Source organism: Bacillus sp. ABA4_010 (assembly GCF_056159105.1).
In genome coordinates this window covers 1,686,382-1,706,422 of record NZ_JBSWUN010000003.1, presented here as the reverse complement: position 1 = coordinate 1,706,422, position 20,041 = coordinate 1,686,382, and the positions used below count along the sequence as shown (strand labels likewise).

Genomic DNA, 20,041 nt, shown 5'->3' with positions numbered 1-20,041 from the left:
GAACATGACTCTTTCTTTCAGGAAGCATCACCACTAGCTAGTCATGCTTCCTGAAAGAACACTTAGCTTACTTTAAGCGGCTTTTCCTTTTTTAAAGGTCTTCCGCTATGTGAAGAAGATGGTTTTGCCAATGCAAGCAATAAAATCATTCCAATGATGCAAGCTGTCCCTATCCATTGAAACAAGCCGAACGGTTCTTTCAGCCAAAAAACGGTCGTTAACACCGCCGCAAGAGGTTCCACACTGCCAAGAAGGCTCGATTCTTTCGGCGTAAGACTTTGCAAGCTTTCAATATAAAACCAAAAAGCTAGCATCGTGCCAAAAATGATAACAAATAATAAGTACATATATGTTTCTACTGTTAAGCCCATAATGTCGATTCGCCATGGAGGATGGATGAAACTTAAAGCAAAGCCTCCAATGACCATCGCCCAGCCGACAATCACTAGCGAGTCATATTGCTTCAATAAAGGAACAGCATACAGCGTATAAAAGGCTAGCGCCACTCCTGATAAAACACCCCAAATAACGGCAAGGGCAGGAACAGACAGCTCTGAAACCGAACCGTTCGTCAGCAAGAAAAAGCAGCCAACTAAAGCAAGAGATACTGTCACGACATCTTGCCGTGTGAAAACAGACTGTTTCCGCAGGAAAGTATACATAATAATCATCACCGGCGCTAAATATTGTAACAGCGTGGCGACTGCGGCATTTCCATGCTTAATGGAGGCCATATACGTGTACTGAACGGCAAGCATGCCCGCCAATCCGAAAATAATTAACGGCCAAGCCGTTTGTCTATTTTTCCAAACCCCCACTATTTGCGAGCAGTCTTTTCTAAAAAATTGAACCGCTAATAGTAAAAAACCAGCCACAAGCAACCGTGTTGTCACAAGCCAATTCACGTCGATGCCAGATTGCTGAAAAAGTTTTTGGGCAACCGTACCGCCAACACCCCAAAATATCGCGCCCGTCATTACGAGCATCAGCCCTATTTTTCTCGTATGTTTATTCATAAGCCACTCTCCACCTCAACTATCATAATAGTGCTATAATAAGTGAGAATTTGCGAAAAAAATACTTAAATGTTATGAAAAAATATCACAATATTGAGGTGATGTGATGCAACTGAAAAATTTCATCATCGATCAACATTTAAAAGAGCTGACTGAACATCGCACGGTCGTGCTGCCAATTGCCTGCTATGAAACGACGATTCACCAAAATATAAATGGCTATATCCCGCTTCATTGGCATGAAGAACTTCAATTTATGTTCATTCTAAAAGGAGAAGCTCTCTTTCAACTGAATGGAGAAAAGTTGGTCGTAGGAGAAGGAAACGGACTGTTTATTAACAGCGGCTGCCTGCATATGGCGGAGGACAAAAACCAGTCGAACTGTGTATATGTTTGTTTAAATGTATCCCCCCATTTCGTTTTATCGCACGAACTGTATCCAACGTATGTCTCGCCTTACATTCAAGCCACAAATTTACCGTACGTCTACTTAGATGCACGTGAACATTGGGCTCACAACATATTGGAAGCCATCCAACATGTACATGAGCGGCTTAAAAAAAAGACACCGTACTATGAAATTGACATTTCTGTAAAGCTAACATTAATGTGGCAAAACTTAATTATGAATGGCTTTCCGTTAGAATACGATCAAACAGAAATGGTGAAAAATGAACGAATAAAACAGATGCTACACTGGATTCATGTTCATTATGCAGAAAAGATTACGTTAGAAGACATCGCCAAAGCCGGGCAATTGAGCCGCTCTGAATGCTGTCGCTATTTTAAGCGCGTGTTAAAGCAGACACCGCTCCACTACGTCACCGACTATCGCATTCAAAAAAGTCTATCTCTCTTGCAGGAAGCGGACTCCACCGTCACCGACGTTGCCTATCAAGTAGGGTTCAACAGTACGAGCTACTTCATCAGCCAATTTCGAAAATCCATGAACATGACCCCATTGGCTTATAAAAAATGGAAGCAGCGCTAATCGTTCGATAATAAATAAAGGGTATCTGAAAAGAAAAAAATCCTCTCTTTTCAGATACCCTCAAAAATGGGCCGTCACAAAAACCGAGAAATATTAAGAGCTTTGATAAACGGTCGATTTTGCACAAAACAGAAAGTTAACTATCTTTCTAAGTTATTGGATAACTCCGTATTTATTACACAGGTTGACGATTAATGACCCATCCAAACGGATCGGCAAATGTTTCCCAATTTTTCTGTAATTCGTCTTCGGTCATTAAGCACGCATCAAGGGAGTCGATGATCGACTCTTTATCCAAATCGATCCCAATTAATACAAGCTCTGTTTTGCGATCACCGTATACCGGGTCCCACTCATCAAGTAAATGAGGATTGGCTCGCAAAATCTGCTGCTTTTCCGCTTCTGGAAGAGAGGCAACCCAGTAAGAAACCGGTTCAAAAGAAATGGATGGACCTGCTTGCGATAAAAGAAGAGATACATCGTTTCTTGTCGCACACCACGCAATCCCCTTTGCACGCACAACTTCTTCTGGAAAATCATCAAGCCACTGATGAAAGCGTTCTGAATGGAATGGTATGCGACTTCGATAAACAAATGAGCCAATCCCGTATTCTTCTGTTTCAGGCGTATGCTCCCCTTCTGCTTCCAACTCGCGCAGCCACCCTGCTGCCATGCTTGCCTTATCAAAATCAAATAATCCAGTATCCAAAATATCAGATGGATTCACCTTTCCGTTTACAGTACGAATGAAACGAGCTTCTGGTTGAAGTTTACGTAATACATTTTCAAGTTGATCAAGTTTTTCCGGTTCAAGCATATCGCACTTATTGAGTACAAGCACATCACAAAACTCAATTTGGTCAATTAATAAATCGGCTACCTCTCTCACATCTTCTTCCCCTAATGCCTGTGCACGATCAAGCAAGCTTTCTCCTGATGAAAAATCGTGCCAGAATCGATTAGCATCTACAACTGTGACCATTGTATCCAAGCGACAGTATTTCGTTAAATCAATTCCCAATTCTTCGTCTATGTATGAAAAAGTTTGTGCGACCGGAACCGGTTCACTAATGCCAGTAGATTCAATTAAAATATAATCAATATCTCCTTTTAAAGCGAGTTTCTCCACTTCTACAAGCAAATCCTCCCGCAATGTACAGCAAATACAGCCATTAGACATCTCGACTAATTTTTCATCCGTTCTAGATATACCGCCACCTTGCTGTACTAATTCAGCGTCTATATTTATTTCACTCATATCATTAACGATGACTGCCACTTTTAATCCATCACGGTTATTCAACACATGGTTCAGCATCGTCGTTTTACCTGCTCCTAAATATCCACTCAATACGGTAACAGGAATTTTTTGATTTTTCATAGCTACACCCCTTAAATCGTAATCGTTACGATTTAATCATAGCAATAATCTTCTTTTTTGTAAATCAATCATTTGCAGAAAAGTTGTAAACGAAAAAGACTCTTGTTTTTTACAGTCATATGCTATAGTATCGAATACAAAACGTAATTGTTACGTTTTGTATTCGATACTATTATACATATAAGGATTAAGTACTGTTGCCGAGAGGAGAATATATGATGAAACATTTACCGTCTAAAGCTGAAAGATTACAATTGTTTGGCTCCGTCAAACCTGGCATGAAAACAAAACCGACAGAAAAAGAAAACATGCCCGATTTGCAAAATATGAAAAAAGACTTTTTATTTTCAATTCATGCAGTTGGCATTACAAATGTGAAAAGTCCTGTAACAGTGACATCCACACTAAGCCCAAACGTCCAAACAACCATTGGATCCTTTACGCTCACTTCTTCCATTCCACACGATGCAAAAGGAACAAATATGAGTCGTTTCACAGAGCAGCTGGAGTTATACCGTAAACAAGGTTTTTCATTAACGTTTTCTACCTTGCGGGATTTTACTAAAGAACTAGCAGAACGGCTAAATCAGCAAGATGCTACGGTCGAGGTCGATTTCCCATGGTTTTATGAACAACAAGCGCCTGCTTCTTCTTTAACAGGATTAAATCATGCCGAAGCAAAAATAAAAATGGTCTACCAACACGGTCGTGTGTCCGCACCAGTTGTGCAACTAACATGTGCCGTTACAACCCTTTGTCCTTGTTCAAAAGAAATTAGCGAATACAGCGCCCATAATCAGCGCGGTTACATTACAATGAATATAACACTAACAGATGATTATAATGAAGAAATGGATTGGAAAGCCATTCTATTAGACGCTGCTCAATCGAATGCAAGTGCCGCTATTCATCCCATTTTAAAGCGCCCTGACGAAAAAATGGTAACAGAACAAGCTTACGAAAACCCGCGTTTCGTCGAAGATATGGTTCGTCTTGTCGCAGCCGATTTATATGAACATCCGTTTGTACAAGCATTTACAGTGGAATGCCGAAATGAAGAATCGATTCATCTTCACGATGCCTTTGCGTCGCTTTCCTATGATAAAAAGTTACAGGATTAAAAATGGAGTCCGATTCACTTTTTCTTCATTTCTACTGAACCAGCCGCACAGACGACAAAAATGGTCTGTGCGGCTAGTTTCAATTCGCGGTTTTCTTTCTCACAAGCTGTCTGCTGGCATTGTACTCCAATTGCATTAATTCCTCTTTAATAACGGTTTTCTGCAGATTTTCACCAATGAACACTAAGTTTTTAGGAAATTTCATAGGTTGAGGAAGCAAAAATGGAACCCCATAAGAATATTGGAATAAATACGTGTGCTCTTCCTCTCCTTGAAATTGAACAAAGCCTTTTATTCGGTAAATCGAATCTGGCATCTCTTGTAACCACTCATTAAATTCTTCTTTAATCACAGGAACCTGAAATTGATACGTCGTTGTTTGGATATGCAAGTGATGATGTACGTGCAACTCTTTACGGTCATCAGCCGATAATGAAGAGACGCTGTCCATTTCCTCAATTGAAAAATGGGAATAGTTCGTCCGCTTTACCTTCGCTGCTGGGTTGATGGCGGTAATCTCCGCTTCAATATGCTCTAGTGCTTCTTCTGAAACGGAGTCTACTTTATTCATTAATACATGATTGGCATATTTCACTTGCTCTTCCAGCAAGTTTCTCACCTGTAAACTAAGGTTACTTCTGTTTAACCATCGTTTCGAATCTACAACGGTCACGATTCCTTTAATGTCTGTATTCCGCGCCAAAACTGGGGATAAACAAGCATCGAGCACCTCAATAGGATGAGCGACTCCAGTCGTTTCAATGTAGATAACATCAGGTTGATGCTGCTGGTAAAGGGATAATAGCTCAATTTCAAGCTCATCTTTCATCGTACAGCAAATACACCCATTTAAAAGCTCTTTTAACGGCGTTTCCCTCCCAATAATGTCTGTATCGACAGAATGCTGACCGAGTTCATTCAACAAGACGGCTACTTTCCTCGTTTTTTTCTTCTCTGCTTGCAAAAAGTTTTGTAACAAAGTAGTTTTCCCGCTTCCGAGAAAACCACTTAATATATAAATCTCCAGCTTTTTCATCTATAATCACCCATTCTCAAGTAATGTCTTGAATTTGTTTGCTTTTTTAATTGCGCATTCATCCTGCCGTTTTTATGATAATAGTAATCATTACGATTTAATAACTGTATTAAATACAGAATGTATCTTTTTATATTCCCTTTCAAGCTCACTTAACGGAAGTTCATACAATTGTTGGTTGAATAATTTATATATCCCGTGTTTAAGCAATTTATTGATAAGCAACTCCCTTCGCTTCTCGACCATTTCCCGGAGATGTGTTGACATGCTATCCCCTCCTCCCGTTCATTGAATACCCATCTTTATGATAAAATAAACCATTAATCGTAATCATTACTTTTTATGAATCGCATCTTACCATATCATTTTTCACTTGTAAAGCAACAACACCAAAAAAATAAAAAGCAGATGTTCCTCCCCGTTTTTAAACGATGGTTCAATCCGCTTTTTTCATTGTATGCTTTTTAGTATTTATTTTGGCAAATGTTCGTAAACAAGGCGTAAAGCACTGCAAGTCCCTCACACCTTATACATTTCCATCTCTTCTTTAATGGCTTTCATCTTATGATCTAAATAATGTACCATGTCTGCAGCCATCTTTAACTCAGCTAGTAAGTGCTCTGGCACATCCTTTTGAAATTTATAGTAAATTTTATGTTCCAGGCTTGCCCAAAAGTCCATTGCAATTGTTCGAATTTGTACTTCTACTACAACTCGTTCCGTTCGGTCTGTAAGAAAGACGGGGATTTCAATAATTAAATGCAAACTTTGGTAGCCGTTCGACTTCGGTGTTTGAATATAATCCTTTACCTTCACAACGTGAATATCATCTTGCTTGCGGATCATCTCATAAATTTCGTAAATGTCCGAAACGAATGAGCATGTAACCCGTATTCCTGCAATATCTTGAATATGTTCCCTTGCATGTTCAATGGTCGGTTCATATCCTTTTCTTTTCAACTTTTCCATAATACTTTGCGGTTCTTTGATCCGTGTTTTCAAATGCTCAATCGGATTATGGTCATGAATTAGCTGAAACTCCTCATTTAAAATCCGCAGCTTTGTATTCATTTCATCTAATGCAAATTTATAAACCATCATGAAACTTTTCCAGTCTCTTACCTCGTTGTTTGTCAGTAGCACGTTCCATTCTCCTTTAAATGAATGAGACGGTTTCAGTAAGCCCATCACTTTCCGTTACTCTTCTCATTGTCTATATCAATCGTCGTGGTTTCAATAATATGATCAAGCTTCTGAAAAAGTTTCAGAAACGTCGAAAGCTCTTCCGCCGTGAAATGAGAAAAATATTGCCCCATCATCTTTCGATGGGAATCAATCATTTTTTCCAGTTCTTCATGCCCATGGGGACTGAGTTCCACCATCACGACACGGCGATCAACTTCAGAATGCGATCGTTTTACTAAGTCTCTTTCTATCAGGCGGTCCATAATGACCGTAATAGCACTCGGCTTTACATTCATCACATCCGCTAAATGAGTGACACGTGAAGCCCCTTCCTGCTTCAGCGCCATCAACATATAAAATTGCGGCGGAGTAATGCCATATGGCTGCACATTTTTCTCAATAATGGGACGCAGCTTTTGTTTCATTGAAACCATAATCATTTGAATCTGATCTAAAAACTCATTCTCCCGGTCTGTCATCATACACATCCTATTCAACTAAAGTATTTAACTTATTTAAATATTATCTATTTAAAATTTAATTGTCAAACCCCATTTATTTACTTTCTATCATAATACTCCACTCGATAAACAGACAACGCTTCCTATAATCGAAAGGTACTCATAACAGTTTCTTCAGACCTCTCGAATGCACTCTCAAAGGTTCACCTAAGCGGATGACAGTCCTTTCGTCATGCCCAGTAGTCTAGATTGATTCATATATTTTCATTGCTTAAATATTAATAAGGTGATATATTCTATTTACTTAACAATTACAAATAACCACTTTATCACTTCATAAGTGAAGCCAAAAGCGATACAGCTTTTGGTTCTTTTTTTGTTCTAAAAACAACATAAAGCGTATTTCTTGATGGGGCCAATACAGCACGGTATAATGTATCAATCTTATAGAAGGAGACGAATTTATTATGGAGCTCGTTCAGTGTAAACAAAATGTATTAAAAAAACTAAAACATGACTTTATTGAAGTATATCCTCCTGTCATTTTATTTAAAAAAGGACATCTCTATCCTACTTATCAAGACATTCATCACAACTGGCTCGCAACAGATGAACAAGGAGAAGAGCATATCATCGCCGAAAATGTTGTGAGCCCTTCCTCCGATTATTGGTTTAACACCCATTTTGAAATGAAGTCGTGAAAAATATAAAAGACCCCGTCTCGCCAACTCTCCTTCCTTGGAGGCTGCAAGATGGGGTCTTCTAAAAAAAGAAACCAAAAGCATATACACTATCACTTAAAAACTGAAACTCAACTTATACACACTACTAATTCGCCTGTTGGAACACAAGATCTGTGAGCGCTTGTTTTAAATTAACTTTCATCATTACGTTATCGAAATTGATTCCTAAACTTACAATCGTCTGAGCAATTTCAGGTCTAATACCCGTTAAAATCGTGCTGACACCAATGAGTTCAAGCGCAGAAATGACTTTAAACAACTGGTCAGCAACCATCGTATCCACGACTATCACACCCGATAAATCTAAAATAAGAGAAGAAAGCTTTAATTCCACTGCTGACTTTAACGTTTCTTGCATAATTAATCTTGCCCGCTCCGTATCAATATCTCCTACAAGCGGTAACACAGCAACAGCATCGGATAATGGTACAACGGGAACCGATAGTTCAAGAAAGGCCGTTTTCGCAGCTTCCAGTGCCTTTTTATTCATATCCACATACGTTAAACTAAAACAATAAACAGCATGATCAAGTAAAGGATCAATAATTCTCATCACCTGAAACACTTCAGCCACCGACATGTTCCGTATCGTCATTTCTTCTTCAATAACTTCGCTCAAAAGTCTTCGATAATAGCTTGTATCCTTCATCGCTTCATCCAGTGGAATGCCTAAACTATAAGAGAACTCTCCTGTCGTCTTTCCCCACTTCTCCATATCCTTATGCACTCTTTCCATGTTGGAATCTCTCTTAAGTGCTTCTCCGAAAAGAGCAATAAGTTGCGTTCTTGCACGGATAATTTGTTCTTCTTCTACTCGAGCAAGGCGCTGTTTCAAATCATCACTCGCTTCAGCCATCCGAATGTTGTGTACTTTTCTTGCCATCTCAAGCTTTTTCTCTATTATTTTCTCCCCAAGTAAAGTCAATTCATACTCCATGGCTTCCTCCAACGATTATGTATAATTTCTGGTAAATTTGCTAATATAGTGTTATTCACTTTTTAATTGAATTATAAACCACTATACTCTCTTCTAATAGCATTTCATTTAAATAATATGAAAGTGAACGCCTAATTTTACATCAGGCATTCTAAGGAATCCTATTTTATGGTATAGTATTATTAGTTTTAAAATTAGAATAACTACCTATAATGTAACATAGTATATAAAATATCCTTAGGAGTGTCAGAAATGAAGACAGACAATGAACAAGCAGTCGCTTCCAAACCTTTTTTAAATCGTTATTCTTGTCCAGTAGAAGGGACGGTTGATGTTATTGGCGGGAAGTGGAAGAGCGTCATCATCTATCATTTACTTGATGGCGAAAAAAGGTTTAATGAGCTGAAGAAATTGAATAATGGCATTACGCAAAGAATGTTAACACTTCAGTTAAGAGAATTAGAATCGGATGGAATTGTACATCGCAAAGTATACCCGGTTGTTCCTCCAAAAGTAGAATATTCCTTAACAGACTTCGGCCAATCATTAGCTCCGATTATCCGCTTAATGCGTGAATGGGGCACAGAAAATATGGAAAAGGTTTTAACAAATCGCGAACAATATGAAGAATAATCGCGATTCTATGAAAGAATGAAGAACATGCTAAGAAAAAAGCCTCGTCACGAAATCCTTCGTTTACTGGATTTACATGACGAGGCTTTTTCACATTTTTTCTAATGACATGTATATCGTTGCTTACTCAACCCACTCCACGATATCTTCCATAGGCTGTCTCGTTTTAGCAAACATTGGCGCACCTTTACGGTATCCGAATGCCACCATTACAGACAATCCTAAGTTATCACCTTTAACAATGCCTTCTTCTTTCAAGATTGCTTCTACCTTTTCTTTGTCGAAGCCTTCAATTGGGCAAGAATCAATACCAATTTGAGCTGCACATGACATCATATTCCCTAAAGCAATATAAGACTGTCGTGATGCCCAATCAAATACCGCTCGATCAGACTCTAGCAATTTAAAATCCGTTTCTTGGAATTTTTTATAGAATTCATGGCGCATTTTTTGACCTTCGCTTGGAATTCCCATAATGTCATTCATCATATGTTTAATATAGTCTGCATCATAATGCATATCTTTTACGTTTCTTGAAAGAACAAGTACAAAGTGACTCGCTGTCTTTAATTGTCCTTGCGCTCCCCAAGCAACAGGAAGTAACTTTTCTCTTAACTCTTTATTTTGTACAACGACAAATTTCCACGGCTCATATCCAAATGAAGAAGGAGACATGCGACCTGTTTCTAAAATAAATTTAAAATCACTGTCAGAGATTTTTTTATCTGCATCAAATTCTTTACAAGCATGTCTGAAATTAAACGCCTCTAAAATTTCTTGTTTTCTTGTTTCGTTTGCTGTGATTGTCATTTTTCAACGTTCCTTTCTCGACTGTAAAATGTATCGTTAATCGTAATCATTAACTACAATGAAATCATACATCGACAGAACATTCTTGAAAAGTACGCACATTTTTGTTGTATAGTACCAAAAAATATACTAAAGGGAGTATCAACTCGACAATGATGTCACGTTACCCAACAAAAAAGCTGGATTAAAAGAGCTCCCTCTTTTAATCCAGCCTCGTATGCAAGATTGTTCATAAAATACTGTTGCTTCACTGATCACAGTAGTTTTAACCTCTCATCGCGCAGTCACGATCGCGTTACATTCCCCTCGTTTACTTTTTCGTAATCACTAATGATAACTTATAACTGACATGAGTACTTAAATTTGTCAAAAACTCGTCCAGCTCGGCATTGGAAGGGAAACGACATTCAAGCAAATAGCAGGCGTCTCCGCTAACTTTGTAGTTATGGATCACATACTGTTTTTGCTTATCAACAAAGGATAAAAATGGCGTATGATGAGTGCTTTTCGTATAAATATCGATAAAAGCATGGATGGGATACCCCGCTTTCGCTTGATTCAACTGAACGGTATACCCTTCAATGACCCCTTCTTCCTCCAGTTTGATGACCCTGGCCGAAGTTGCCTGACCGGTCAAATGAACTTTCGCCCCTAACTCTTTCATCGTAATCCGGCCGTTTTTTGCAAGTTCTTCGAGAATTTTTTTATCTGTATGATCCAGCATCACCGTAACTCCTTTCACAAATCAAGTTTTCATCAAAAACACTTGATTTTTTTTATGTATGTACCCTCTTGAAAATTTTATACTATAGGAGAAGTTTATTAAAGGAGGAAACGATAAATGAACATTAGACAAATACGTAATGCGACCATCGTGTTACATTACGGCGGACAAACCTTTTTAATTGATCCGTTTTTAGCGGAAAAAGGAGCCTATCCTCCATTCCCAAATACACCAAACCAAGACCAATCCAATCCGACAGTCGACTTGAACGTTCCTATTGAAGAGATTATTAAAGCAGATGCCGTCATCGTCACTCACCTGCATCCAGATCATTTTGATCCAGCGGCAATGGCTGCCTTGCCAAAAGACATCCACATTCTCGCACAGTCAGAGGAAGATGCAGAAACGATTAAAAAAGAAGGATTCCAACATGTAGAGTCCTTAACGAATGTGTCTAGCATCGGAAGCGTCAGTCTAACGAAAACGAGCGGCCAACACGGAAAAGGCGAACTTGCCGTGCAGATGGGGCCAGTATCAGGCGTTGTTTTCAAGCATCACGACGAAAAAACATTGTACATCGCCGGCGATACTGTATGGTGTGACGATGTCCAACAAGCGATTACAACACATGAACCAGATGTAATCATTGTGAACGGAGGCGCTGCCCAATTTTTACAAGGCGATCCGATTACCATGTCCAAAGAGGACATTTACGAAACGTACATGGCCGCTCCAAAAGCAACCGTCATTGTGTCCCATATGGAATCATTGAATCACTGCGTATTAACGCGTGACGAACTAAAACAATTTATTGAAGAAAAAGAAGCGACAAGCCGCATTTTCGTACCAAACGATGGCGAATCCTTGGCGTTTTAACCAGAAGTCAGGCCCTCTTGAAACGAGGGTCTTCTTTTGATTATGAGGCGCTTAGTGGTTGGTTTGTTAGGATATGATTGTTCATTGAAACAACTGATCGATTTCTTTACGATCATAATCTAAAATCCAAGTATTATAGTTTTCATAAAGAAACCTTAGCGCTTCTTTATCTCCTGCCACCATGTCACAGCCACGATCGTCATAAAGATGGTAAATAATGTTTTTTGAACGGTTGATAAAGTAAATGTCATAGCCGTGCTGCGGCTTGTTCTTTAAGATTGTGGACGGGTGACAAAAATCCTCATAGATGATGGCTTGTAAAAGCTGCGCATATTTCAGCTCGCTTTTTCGACAAGGCAGCACAAAGCGATGGGTGACAAGCGGCTCATCTTCTTCTTCCTCGAAAAGATTTCGTACTTGTTCGTGTTGCAGCTTATACAACGTTTGTTTATTTTTTATGTACTTTAAATAGACATTTAACGGCTGTTGCTGAAGAAAACGGTCTCTTTTCACCGTATGCACATCTGTCACAACCAACATGTCATCATGTTCTTCAAACACTTCATGAAACAAGGCGATGGACCGCTCAAATGTCTGCTTTACATTTTTAGGATCATCATATGAAAGACATGGGTGTGAAATTTCAAAGCGAATGCCGTATTTCCAGTGATAGAATAGCGGAGGCCTTAAAGTCAGTCCGTTAAAATGTTGATTCAACCATTCATATAACGCTTGTATCATTTCTTTTTGTCCTTCCTTTCAATTGCCGCCGTCACAAGAACAATCAATAACAACAGCACACTTAAAATATTCTGCAACATTTCCTCCAGTGGCAAAAAACGTTTAATGAGCATAAACAAACCAACTGAAATGTAAATCTTCCATGCATTTTTTGCGATTTTCTCCATATAGTCTCCTCTTTTTGAAGCAAGGCGGAATGCCCCGCCTTGCCCTTTCCTCTATGAATGTTTGATCGGAATCATCAAAAAGTCTTTTCATACACCGCTATTTTTTGGATGATGGTTCCGGCGGTCCAATAATGACACCGCTCGTCCCTTCAATCGGTTTCAAAGCCTTTTCCATTGCTTTCGGGTCAATATTGTATGCTTGTTGATAGATTTCAAGCGGCGTTCTAGTCAATGTTGTTGAACCTTCTTGAGACTGAAATTGATCATTATTGAAAAACAATAGAAGCTCTGTATTATCGGAATCTGCCGCAATCCAATGCCAATACCCCATCGGAATAAACACAGTCTCTCCTCTTTTCTTAAGCTTAAAAGTTTGAAGACGGTTCGTTGTGGGATCTAGCACACCAACAGTCGCTGAGCCTGATATAAGATAATCCAATTCCCAAGCATTCGGGTGCCAATGCGGCTCACGAATAAACCCCTTTGACAGCCTTAACTCAGCAATCGCACCGCCAATCATGGCCGGCATTTGAGTAGAAGTTAATTGAAAAGCGATATTTTCCGGATTTCTCTCAAACAACACACTATTTTCTATATCATAGAATAGATTTGGCGTTCCTTTTCCCGTTAAATTTCGGTTATCAGTAATGTAGCCAGACGTTGGAGTTGTCATTCAATGCATCCTCCTTTCATCTATTGTTGATTCTATCATATGAAACTGTAAGGAAACCCGTGCAGAAAAAGAGAATCCATTTTTTCTAAACTATGATATATAAATCAATAGACAAAGAAGCTGACCAATAATTTAGTCTGCTTATTTATTACTTATTCACTCTGAACGTTTCATCAATAACCCGCGCTAAGAAAGTAGAAAATTGTGCTCTATTTACAATGTTATTAGGTTTAAATGTTCCATCAGGATAAATAGCCGTAATTCCGCTTCCTGCCAATGATTTAACATTTGTTAACAATGGTTCTGAAACATCTGTAATCTGCCCATCATATGTAGTTGTTAAATTATGCGAATGAGTCAACACATAAGCCATTTCCCCGCGTTTCAAACCTTCATTCGGTCTAAAGTTGACTTCTTTAGGAAAAATCCCCTCATCTATAACTGTGGCGATGATATCATAACCATATTGACCTTTAGTCACATCTGCTAACTGAGGATCAGGTCTATTGGTTGTATCGAGCTTTAAAGCCCTAACAATCATAGTGGCTGCTTGTATTCTGGAAACGTTATTATTAGGTTTAAATGTTCCATCAGGATAACCTTTAATAATTCCTGTATAACTTAAGTATTCAATTTCTTTTTGAGCCCAAAAAGTTTCCGGTACATCTTTAAATTTATGATAATGATATCCATCACATAAACCTTTTTCTATAGATGTTTCCGAACAATTATGACCACCATTTTTATCTAAGTTACCAGGATGTGCACTAACACTTGGACTAAGTGCCAATAATGCTGTTAGCGTAGTCATGAAAATTTTTTGTTTCATTGTACTCTCCCCTTAGTTAAAACTGTATATTTTACCCAAATACCATTATACCTAAAAATTATTTTATTGGGTATTTTTTCTATTACATCATATGGTTATTTTCCCTCTTCAACCGATAGGCATTTTTATTCAATGAGAAAATCCACTATAATAGATATCATACATACAAGTAGGAGGCGGATAAGAATGGATAAAGTAGCAACTTTTTTAATGTTTCAAGATGGTAATGCAGAAGAAGCGATGAATTTTTACACATCGATCATTGAGGACTCTCAAATTACAAGCATGGTGAAATATGGGGCTAACGAAGCTGGACCAGAAGGAACTGTCATGCAAGCTAGTTTTACTTTAAAAGGGCAAGAATTTATGTGTGTCGATAGCTATATCAAACACTCCTTCACTTTTACACCTTCTTTCTCCATCTTTGTTACTTGTGATAGTGAAGAAGAACTGGATCATCTGTACGGGAAATTGAGTGAAGGTGGACAAGAGCTTATGCCTTTAAACAATTATGGCTTCAGCAAAAAATTCGGATGGGTAAATGACCGTTTCGGCGTGTCGTGGCAACTAAATCTTCCTTTTTAAAGGTTTTAGGTATTCACTACATGAAATAATAGGGTATTCTGCACTACGTTAATAACTTCCACAATCGCTTAAAAGGGCATTTCAAGATTGCTATCGTTTTAGTTGGTATGTTGTTAATCGTTCACATTACAAGAAAATGAATACCCTAAAGCCCAGAAGTCTTTTTCAACTATTGGCACTCCGCCTATTTCGTAACACCTCTCGCTTGCGAATTTAATTTCTTTATGATGAAAATATAATTGCGTTCCATACAAGAACACTACCATTAGAAGAGATAAAGTTCCAATTGCTATAAACGCTTTCGTTCGAGCTTTCATTACATATGGCCTCCTTCTAACATATTTAGTCTAACACATTCTCCTGTAATTTTAAGGTTGAATTTGTACTTCCTGTTTGAACGCTTGATTTCATCGTAATGTTCAAACAAGGTACATTTCGTTTCATCAAAACAACTATCTTTAAGAAAACAGCTTTATTGATAACTATTCATACATAGAGGTATGTTATAGACTATACGGCAATGAAAGGTGATTTACAGATATATAGATTAAGAGGAGGATTTGCCTTGTATTTGATCATATCCATTATTTTATCTGCTATATTAGGTTGTGTCTTACTTATGATGGGCCCTATAGTTGGCGGTTTACTTGCTTTTGGCATCGTTTTGGGTACTTTGTTTAGAGTCTTATACCTTTTAAATGACATCCACAAATGGTTGTTACAAGCGGCTCCAAAAGCAGATAAAGTAACAGAGGCTTATGAACACTATTTGAAAGAGAAAGAAAATAAAAGTTAAAGACCACTTTTGTCATTTATAATCAATAATAAAAAACGAGTCCCTTTCAAGACCCGTTTTTCCATTTCATATTAACGGACTTCTCTTAACGTCAAATCCTTACGACGGTACACACTTAAGACGACTCCCATTAAAACCGCGTTGAGCAAAACTGGCATGAGCCCGTAGCTAATGAATGGTAAAGACATGGCTGTCGGGGGAAAGAAGCCACATGCCATGGCGATGTTGGAGACGAGCTGAACGGTATATATAGCTGCCGCTCCGACGAGAAGAAGCCGACCGTACGAATCGCGAATGTTTCGACTAACGATGACGATTCTTGCAGCAAGCAAGGCAAGAATGCACACGAGAAACAGCGCCAACCCCCACCCGTAATGGTAAGTGAAGCTGACGAAAACGAAATTAGTGTGAGCATCTGGAATGACTTTTTCACCAATAGAACCTCCAAACCAGCCAGCACTTGCCATCAGTTCCTTTACATACAAGACTGTATAACTTGATGGGTCTTTCTCAGGATTCAGAAATCCGATGATTCGTTCTTTTTGATAAGGACGAAGAAATGGCCAAACAGCCACCCCATAGACAGCGATCAGACCCATTCCCGCTCCTGTCACCGCCGCTTTTACTTTGGCGCTCCATTTGCTCCACCAAAGCATGAGCGCTACCATCACCCCGTAAATATAAAGAGTTGAAACACTCGGAATGCGCATGAACAAGAAGCAAGAAAACGCAAATAGCAACAGAAATTGCCAAACTTTGAACTGACGGCTATGAAAGAACGAAGCCCATGCAAGAAAAAAGAATGGGAGAACCATTAAGCTTTCAATCGTGAGCGGCCCGATTTTTACAATCGTCACTCCATTAATCAAGCTGTTGGGACCAAACTGAATGAACAATAACAGCAACACACCTGTTCCATAAAACAACAAGCCATGTTTTTGCCATTTCCGGTAATCCACCAACATCATTCCCCATGCCGCCGCTCCACCAATTAGGACCATTACGGCTTTACGGGCTGTATCCACGCCGTCTAAGGCGAAAAGCGGCAAGAAGCCGAGAAAGAACGTCGCTGTGAGAAGCATGACCATCAACCAATCAACTTTTGGACGATGAATTTTGTTTAACTGTTGTCCAAGCTGAACAGGGCTGCCCATTTGTGCAATTGCTCTTGCTTCTGCTTCTTCTTCTGAAAGCCCCTTCTTCACCCACGCCTGTTTCGCTTCTCGCACATGATAATCTAATTCCTTTGATACATAGTGCTTCGCCTCTTTTGAAGCGATTTGACCGATTACTTCATTTAAAAATTTTTTGCGATGTTGCATGTTTTTCACCCTTCCAGCAGCTCTTTGAAACGAAACGACTTCTTCGAACAGCTTTTTTCCGCCTTCTTCAACGCCTTTCGTCCTTTATCGTCCAATTCATAATATTTCACGCTTTGTTCATCCCAGCTCGATTGCAAATAGCCTGTCTGTTCCAAACGGTGGAGCAATGTATATAAAAAACCTTCATTGTCTTCAAATTTGCGAATACCTCGACTCCGTATTTGCTGTGTCAGCTCATAGCCGGTTTTTCGCTGAACAAGCAGCTGCAAGATGGCAAGTAACACACCTTCCTCACTTTCATCTTGCCGACTTATTTTTTTTCGGATTTCTGTCTGCTGCTCCTCTGAAAAACGCCATTCATTAAATACCGTTTCATCCATCGTCTTTTTCAACCGTTTTAAACGATCTTCCATCACGATTCCTCCAATCGTTCCTTCAGCAATTCTTTTGCGCGTCTCAGTCTCGTTTTAACCGTATTGCTGCCTGTTTCCGTCAGCACGGCAATTTCTTTAATCGGCAGCTCTTCATAATAAAAAAGATAAATCACTTCTCGGTATTTAATCGGCAGCGTCATAATCGCCGCAATAAGTTCGTCATCCTCTTCTTTTTGAATAACTGCTTCTTCCACAACTTCTTTTTTCGTCCTGCTGTCAACAGATTCTTCTCCTGTGATAACTACATTCTTTTTGTACCAGCTTTTCAAAAAGTCTTTGCAATGATTAATAGCGATTCGCCATAACCACGTTTTCAGCTTCGATTTTCCGTTATATGTATGAAGTGATTTATAACATTTTACAAAAATATCTTGCGTTAAGTCCTCCGCTGTTTGTTTGTCGTTGACGTAAGAGTATACAAGCTGAAGGATTTCCTGTCCGTACCGGTTCATGACCTCATCGATGAGAAAGTCTTTATCTTCTGTCTCCCACACTTCCGCTGTCCATTCTTTCACTATCGTCCCTCCTTCCACCTATTTAGACGACACACTCTTAGTGAAAGTTTTCAAAAACAGAAAAAATAACCCACTAAAAAAACGGCGGTTCAAGACTAACCCGTTCCGTTTTAGGAAAGAAAAATATAAATAACTACCTTATTAGCATTGAATTTAACAAATAATTCGTAATATAAATCGCATACAAAAACGCTCAGCATTTACTCTGAGCGTTTTTGTAATTGACTATCTCCATTTAACTGAAATACTTATTTTAAATTTAAGCAACTTACTCAATAACAACATTTCCTAAATATTGAGCACTACCTGCTGGACTACTAAATTCAACTTCTAAAATATAATTCCCTTTGTATGTTGGAAATTTGAACTCTTTGGAATCATCTAATGCAAGTTCGGTTCGTTTGCCATCTTTTAATAGGATAACAGTTATCTTAGGGTCAGTCCAAATATCTCCACCGTTTTCTTCGTTTTCTTTAAATTCTAAAAACACTCTTTGACCGGAAAAAACCTTTATTTTATCAAGTGATGATGCGTATTTTTCGACGTCTTTAATTTTTTTCTGTACATCTTCACTTGCTGTATCTCAACTAATATTTGCTTCTGTTAATTGAACAGATGAACTATCGAAATTTAAATGCGCAGTTGGAACTCCCACATCATAGTCTTCGCCAATACACCCTGTTAGTGTAAAAGCAAAGAGTATTCCTATAAATAATTTAAAAAATAATTTCATATCACACCTCATTGGCTTAGTTTAACAGCCTCTTTAAGTTCCAAATCTGTCTTCAAATTATTAATGATATCTTTACTTATCTAATTTTTCCAGCAGTTCAATAATTCGGTCATTTTGCTTTCTGATCGCCTTAAAATTTTTCTCTACCATTCCAATTCCTAAAAATAGTAAAATAAAAATAAATATTTCAACCATTGAATCACCCCTATAAAAACCTTATATTTCCATTCTACTACAAAAATAAAGGATAGAATACAAGCTTTTTGAAACAGAGCGACTTAACACGACTCCCTAATGTATAGATGACCTGTAAATGTTTTGACGACACGTTTCATCTCATAATCACCATTCAGACATTCTATCATTGTTTTAGCTGCCTCCATGCCGACTTCCATAATTGGAATAGAAATGGTCGTGATGGTCGGAGTCGTTACTTGGCAAATGCTTTGATTGTCATAACCGATCACAGCCAAATCGGTTGGTATTATCCAGCCATGATTAAATGCCGCTTTAATCATACCGGCAGCAACTTGATCATTGCCGGTAAAAATGGCAGTAGGCCGGTCAGTTAACGCTATTATTTCTTCAAAGATTCGAAAGCCATCTTCAATCTTCATTGCCCCTTCAAACATCCACTCTGTTTGGATTGGCAAGCAGGCTTCCTTTAATGCATCGATGTATCCTTTTCGGCGTAATTGCTGCGCTTTGCTATGAAGAACGTCGCAACAAAAACCGATTTTTTCGTGGCGTTGCTGAATCAGGTGATTCACCGCTTCATAAGCCACTCTGTACTCGTCATAGCAAAAAATTGGAATTGGCGCATTTTCATCATACTCGTTACAAAGGATAATCGGTCCCCAGTTTAAAAACGGTTCTACCTCTTCCCATTTATTTTCTAAAGAAGTGAGAATCACTCCGTCGATTTCTTTGTATTTTAAAAGTTGCAGCGTTTCGAGTTCAATATCCTTCCGATAAGAAGTTAGAACGATTGATGGTTTATATCCTTTTTCCATTAAAGTATGGGACATGCTTTGAATGAGCTGGCTGAAAAAAGGATGCTGAGCATCTGGCACTAAAATGGCGATGACCCTTGTCGATTTGGCTCTTAGTTGCCTCGCAATCGCGTTAGGTGTGTAATTAAGTTCTTGTATCGCCTGCATGACGGCCAAACGTTTCGGTTCGGACACGTACGGATGATGATTTAGCACACGCGAAACGGTCGAACGAGAAACCCCGCTTTTTTTGGCAATTTCATCTATTGTTGGCATATTCCTTCTCCTTCTCCAAAAACCTTTGACATGAAATCGATTTCATCACTTATTATAACGTAAA

The 20,041-nt window shown here is 38.7% G+C and carries 28 protein-coding genes; 7 read left to right on the top strand and 21 right to left on the bottom strand.

Going from position 1 to position 20,041, the window contains the following annotated elements; genetic code table 11:
• Positions 1 to 62 precede the first annotated feature (62 nt).
• Positions 63 to 1,016 (bottom strand): EamA family transporter, encoded by a 954-nt coding sequence (locus ACXAEO_RS09680; RefSeq protein ID WP_474880278.1) that lies wholly within the window; start codon positions 1,014 to 1,016, stop codon positions 63 to 65.
• 106 nt (positions 1,017 to 1,122) lie between these two features.
• Between ACXAEO_RS09680 and ACXAEO_RS09675 the strand changes: the two genes are divergently transcribed.
• Positions 1,123 to 2,007 carry an AraC family transcriptional regulator gene (locus ACXAEO_RS09675; protein WP_474880275.1) on the top strand — a complete coding sequence of 295 codons (885 nt, stop codon included), beginning with the start codon at positions 1,123 to 1,125 and terminating at the stop codon, positions 2,005 to 2,007.
• A gap of 175 nt (positions 2,008 to 2,182) precedes the next feature.
• On the opposite strand, the gene ACXAEO_RS09670 is transcribed toward ACXAEO_RS09675, so the two are convergent.
• The gene (locus ACXAEO_RS09670) at positions 2,183 to 3,388 is read right to left on the bottom strand and encodes a GTP-binding protein (protein ID WP_474880271.1); all 1,206 of its coding nucleotides are present in this window, start codon (positions 3,386 to 3,388) and stop codon (positions 2,183 to 2,185) included.
• A gap of 215 nt (positions 3,389 to 3,603) precedes the next feature.
• Between ACXAEO_RS09670 and folE2 the strand changes: the two genes are divergently transcribed.
• Positions 3,604 to 4,509, top strand: coding sequence for a GTP cyclohydrolase FolE2 (gene folE2 / locus ACXAEO_RS09665; RefSeq protein WP_474880268.1), 906 nt, complete (start codon positions 3,604 to 3,606; stop codon positions 4,507 to 4,509).
• 79 nt (positions 4,510 to 4,588) lie between these two features.
• On the opposite strand, the gene ACXAEO_RS09660 is transcribed toward folE2, so the two are convergent.
• The 4 genes from ACXAEO_RS09660 to ACXAEO_RS09645 all read right to left on the bottom strand — a co-directional run bounded on the left by ACXAEO_RS09660 (position 4,589) and on the right by ACXAEO_RS09645 (position 7,212).
• Positions 4,589 to 5,545: a CobW family GTP-binding protein gene (locus tag ACXAEO_RS09660; protein ID WP_474880265.1), complete on the bottom strand. Its 957-nt coding sequence runs from the start codon at positions 5,543 to 5,545 to the stop codon at positions 4,589 to 4,591.
• A 90-nt stretch (positions 5,546 to 5,635) separates the two neighbouring features.
• Positions 5,636 to 5,812, bottom strand: coding sequence for a Fur-regulated basic protein FbpA (locus ACXAEO_RS09655; RefSeq protein ID WP_474880263.1), 177 nt, complete (start codon positions 5,810 to 5,812; stop codon positions 5,636 to 5,638).
• 252 nt (positions 5,813 to 6,064) lie between these two features.
• Positions 6,065 to 6,646 carry a GTP pyrophosphokinase gene (locus ACXAEO_RS09650; RefSeq protein ID WP_474884069.1) on the bottom strand — a complete coding sequence of 194 codons (582 nt, stop codon included), beginning with the start codon at positions 6,644 to 6,646 and terminating at the stop codon, positions 6,065 to 6,067.
• An 86-nt stretch (positions 6,647 to 6,732) separates the two neighbouring features.
• A complete protein-coding gene (locus tag ACXAEO_RS09645; protein ID WP_474880261.1) occupies positions 6,733 to 7,212 on the bottom strand; it encodes a MarR family winged helix-turn-helix transcriptional regulator in 480 nt (159 codons plus the stop codon).
• A 446-nt stretch (positions 7,213 to 7,658) separates the two neighbouring features.
• Between ACXAEO_RS09645 and ACXAEO_RS09640 the strand changes: the two genes are divergently transcribed.
• On the top strand, positions 7,659 to 7,892 hold the full coding sequence (locus ACXAEO_RS09640; protein WP_474880259.1) for a hypothetical protein: 234 nt from the start codon (positions 7,659 to 7,661) through the stop codon (positions 7,890 to 7,892).
• A gap of 127 nt (positions 7,893 to 8,019) precedes the next feature.
• Here ACXAEO_RS09640 and ACXAEO_RS09635 read toward each other — a convergent pair whose 3' ends face one another.
• Positions 8,020 to 8,871, bottom strand: a complete 852-nt coding sequence (locus tag ACXAEO_RS09635; protein WP_474880257.1) for an STAS domain-containing protein — start codon at positions 8,869 to 8,871, stop codon at positions 8,020 to 8,022.
• A 252-nt stretch (positions 8,872 to 9,123) separates the two neighbouring features.
• Between ACXAEO_RS09635 and ACXAEO_RS09630 the strand changes: the two genes are divergently transcribed.
• Positions 9,124 to 9,504 (top strand): winged helix-turn-helix transcriptional regulator, encoded by a 381-nt coding sequence (locus ACXAEO_RS09630; RefSeq protein WP_474880255.1) that lies wholly within the window; start codon positions 9,124 to 9,126, stop codon positions 9,502 to 9,504.
• Positions 9,505 to 9,627: 123 nt separating this feature from the next.
• On the opposite strand, the gene ACXAEO_RS09625 is transcribed toward ACXAEO_RS09630, so the two are convergent.
• Both ACXAEO_RS09625 and ACXAEO_RS09620 read right to left on the bottom strand, forming a co-directional pair.
• A complete protein-coding gene (locus ACXAEO_RS09625) occupies positions 9,628 to 10,314 on the bottom strand; it encodes an NAD(P)H-dependent oxidoreductase (protein WP_474880253.1) in 687 nt (228 codons plus the stop codon).
• Between the two features lie 310 nt (positions 10,315 to 10,624).
• The gene (locus ACXAEO_RS09620; protein ID WP_474880251.1) at positions 10,625 to 11,038 is read right to left on the bottom strand and encodes an Lrp/AsnC family transcriptional regulator; all 414 of its coding nucleotides are present in this window, start codon (positions 11,036 to 11,038) and stop codon (positions 10,625 to 10,627) included.
• 117 nt (positions 11,039 to 11,155) lie between these two features.
• Here ACXAEO_RS09620 and ACXAEO_RS09615 point away from each other — a divergent pair, with 117 nt between their 5' ends.
• A complete protein-coding gene (locus tag ACXAEO_RS09615) occupies positions 11,156 to 11,914 on the top strand; it encodes an MBL fold metallo-hydrolase (protein ID WP_474880249.1) in 759 nt (252 codons plus the stop codon).
• Between the two features lie 81 nt (positions 11,915 to 11,995).
• On the opposite strand, the gene ACXAEO_RS09610 is transcribed toward ACXAEO_RS09615, so the two are convergent.
• From ACXAEO_RS09610 to ACXAEO_RS09595, 4 genes are all read right to left on the bottom strand, one after another.
• A complete protein-coding gene (locus ACXAEO_RS09610; RefSeq protein ID WP_474880246.1) occupies positions 11,996 to 12,655 on the bottom strand; it encodes a DUF3885 domain-containing protein in 660 nt (219 codons plus the stop codon).
• Positions 12,652 to 12,822, bottom strand: coding sequence for a hypothetical protein (locus tag ACXAEO_RS09605; protein ID WP_474880244.1), 171 nt, complete (start codon positions 12,820 to 12,822; stop codon positions 12,652 to 12,654). Before ACXAEO_RS09605 ends, ACXAEO_RS09610 begins: the two co-directional genes overlap by 4 nt.
• A 97-nt stretch (positions 12,823 to 12,919) precedes the next feature.
• Entirely contained in the window at positions 12,920 to 13,495 is a 576-nt protein-coding gene (locus ACXAEO_RS09600; RefSeq protein ID WP_474880242.1) for a cupin domain-containing protein, read from the bottom strand.
• Positions 13,496 to 13,643: 148 nt separating this feature from the next.
• Positions 13,644 to 14,324 carry an S-layer homology domain-containing protein gene (locus ACXAEO_RS09595; RefSeq protein ID WP_474880240.1) on the bottom strand — a complete coding sequence of 227 codons (681 nt, stop codon included), beginning with the start codon at positions 14,322 to 14,324 and terminating at the stop codon, positions 13,644 to 13,646.
• Positions 14,325 to 14,510: 186 nt separating this feature from the next.
• Here ACXAEO_RS09595 and ACXAEO_RS09590 point away from each other — a divergent pair, with 186 nt between their 5' ends.
• Complete coding sequence (locus ACXAEO_RS09590) at positions 14,511 to 14,909, top strand: VOC family protein (protein WP_474880239.1); 399 nt, start codon at positions 14,511 to 14,513, stop codon at positions 14,907 to 14,909.
• Positions 14,910 to 15,022: 113 nt separating this feature from the next.
• On the opposite strand, the gene ACXAEO_RS09585 is transcribed toward ACXAEO_RS09590, so the two are convergent.
• A complete protein-coding gene (locus tag ACXAEO_RS09585; protein WP_474880237.1) occupies positions 15,023 to 15,226 on the bottom strand; it encodes a hypothetical protein in 204 nt (67 codons plus the stop codon).
• 248 nt (positions 15,227 to 15,474) lie between these two features.
• On the opposite strand from ACXAEO_RS09585, the gene ACXAEO_RS09580 reads away from it, so the two are divergent.
• Entirely contained in the window at positions 15,475 to 15,705 is a 231-nt protein-coding gene (locus ACXAEO_RS09580) for a hypothetical protein (RefSeq protein ID WP_474880235.1), read from the top strand.
• Positions 15,706 to 15,776: 71 nt separating this feature from the next.
• Here ACXAEO_RS09580 and ACXAEO_RS09575 read toward each other — a convergent pair whose 3' ends face one another.
• From ACXAEO_RS09575 to ACXAEO_RS09545, 7 genes are all read right to left on the bottom strand, one after another.
• Positions 15,777 to 17,027, bottom strand: coding sequence for an FtsW/RodA/SpoVE family cell cycle protein (locus ACXAEO_RS09575; RefSeq protein ID WP_474880233.1), 1,251 nt, complete (start codon positions 17,025 to 17,027; stop codon positions 15,777 to 15,779).
• A 5-nt stretch (positions 17,028 to 17,032) separates the two neighbouring features.
• The gene (locus tag ACXAEO_RS09570) at positions 17,033 to 17,440 is read right to left on the bottom strand and encodes a PadR family transcriptional regulator (protein WP_474880232.1); all 408 of its coding nucleotides are present in this window, start codon (positions 17,438 to 17,440) and stop codon (positions 17,033 to 17,035) included.
• A complete protein-coding gene (locus ACXAEO_RS09565; RefSeq protein ID WP_474880231.1) occupies positions 17,440 to 17,976 on the bottom strand; it encodes a sigma-70 family RNA polymerase sigma factor in 537 nt (178 codons plus the stop codon). The genes ACXAEO_RS09570 and ACXAEO_RS09565 overlap by 1 nt, the downstream gene beginning before the upstream one ends.
• A 268-nt stretch (positions 17,977 to 18,244) precedes the next feature.
• Positions 18,245 to 18,466 (bottom strand): hypothetical protein, encoded by a 222-nt coding sequence (locus ACXAEO_RS09560; RefSeq protein WP_474880230.1) that lies wholly within the window; start codon positions 18,464 to 18,466, stop codon positions 18,245 to 18,247.
• A 93-nt stretch (positions 18,467 to 18,559) separates the two neighbouring features.
• Complete coding sequence (locus ACXAEO_RS09555; protein WP_474880229.1) at positions 18,560 to 18,709, bottom strand: hypothetical protein; 150 nt, start codon at positions 18,707 to 18,709, stop codon at positions 18,560 to 18,562.
• A gap of 72 nt (positions 18,710 to 18,781) precedes the next feature.
• The gene (locus tag ACXAEO_RS09550; protein ID WP_474880228.1) at positions 18,782 to 18,904 is read right to left on the bottom strand and encodes a hypothetical protein; all 123 of its coding nucleotides are present in this window, start codon (positions 18,902 to 18,904) and stop codon (positions 18,782 to 18,784) included.
• An 83-nt stretch (positions 18,905 to 18,987) separates the two neighbouring features.
• The gene (locus ACXAEO_RS09545; RefSeq protein WP_474880227.1) at positions 18,988 to 19,977 is read right to left on the bottom strand and encodes a LacI family DNA-binding transcriptional regulator; all 990 of its coding nucleotides are present in this window, start codon (positions 19,975 to 19,977) and stop codon (positions 18,988 to 18,990) included.
• Positions 19,978 to 20,041 lie beyond the last annotated feature (64 nt).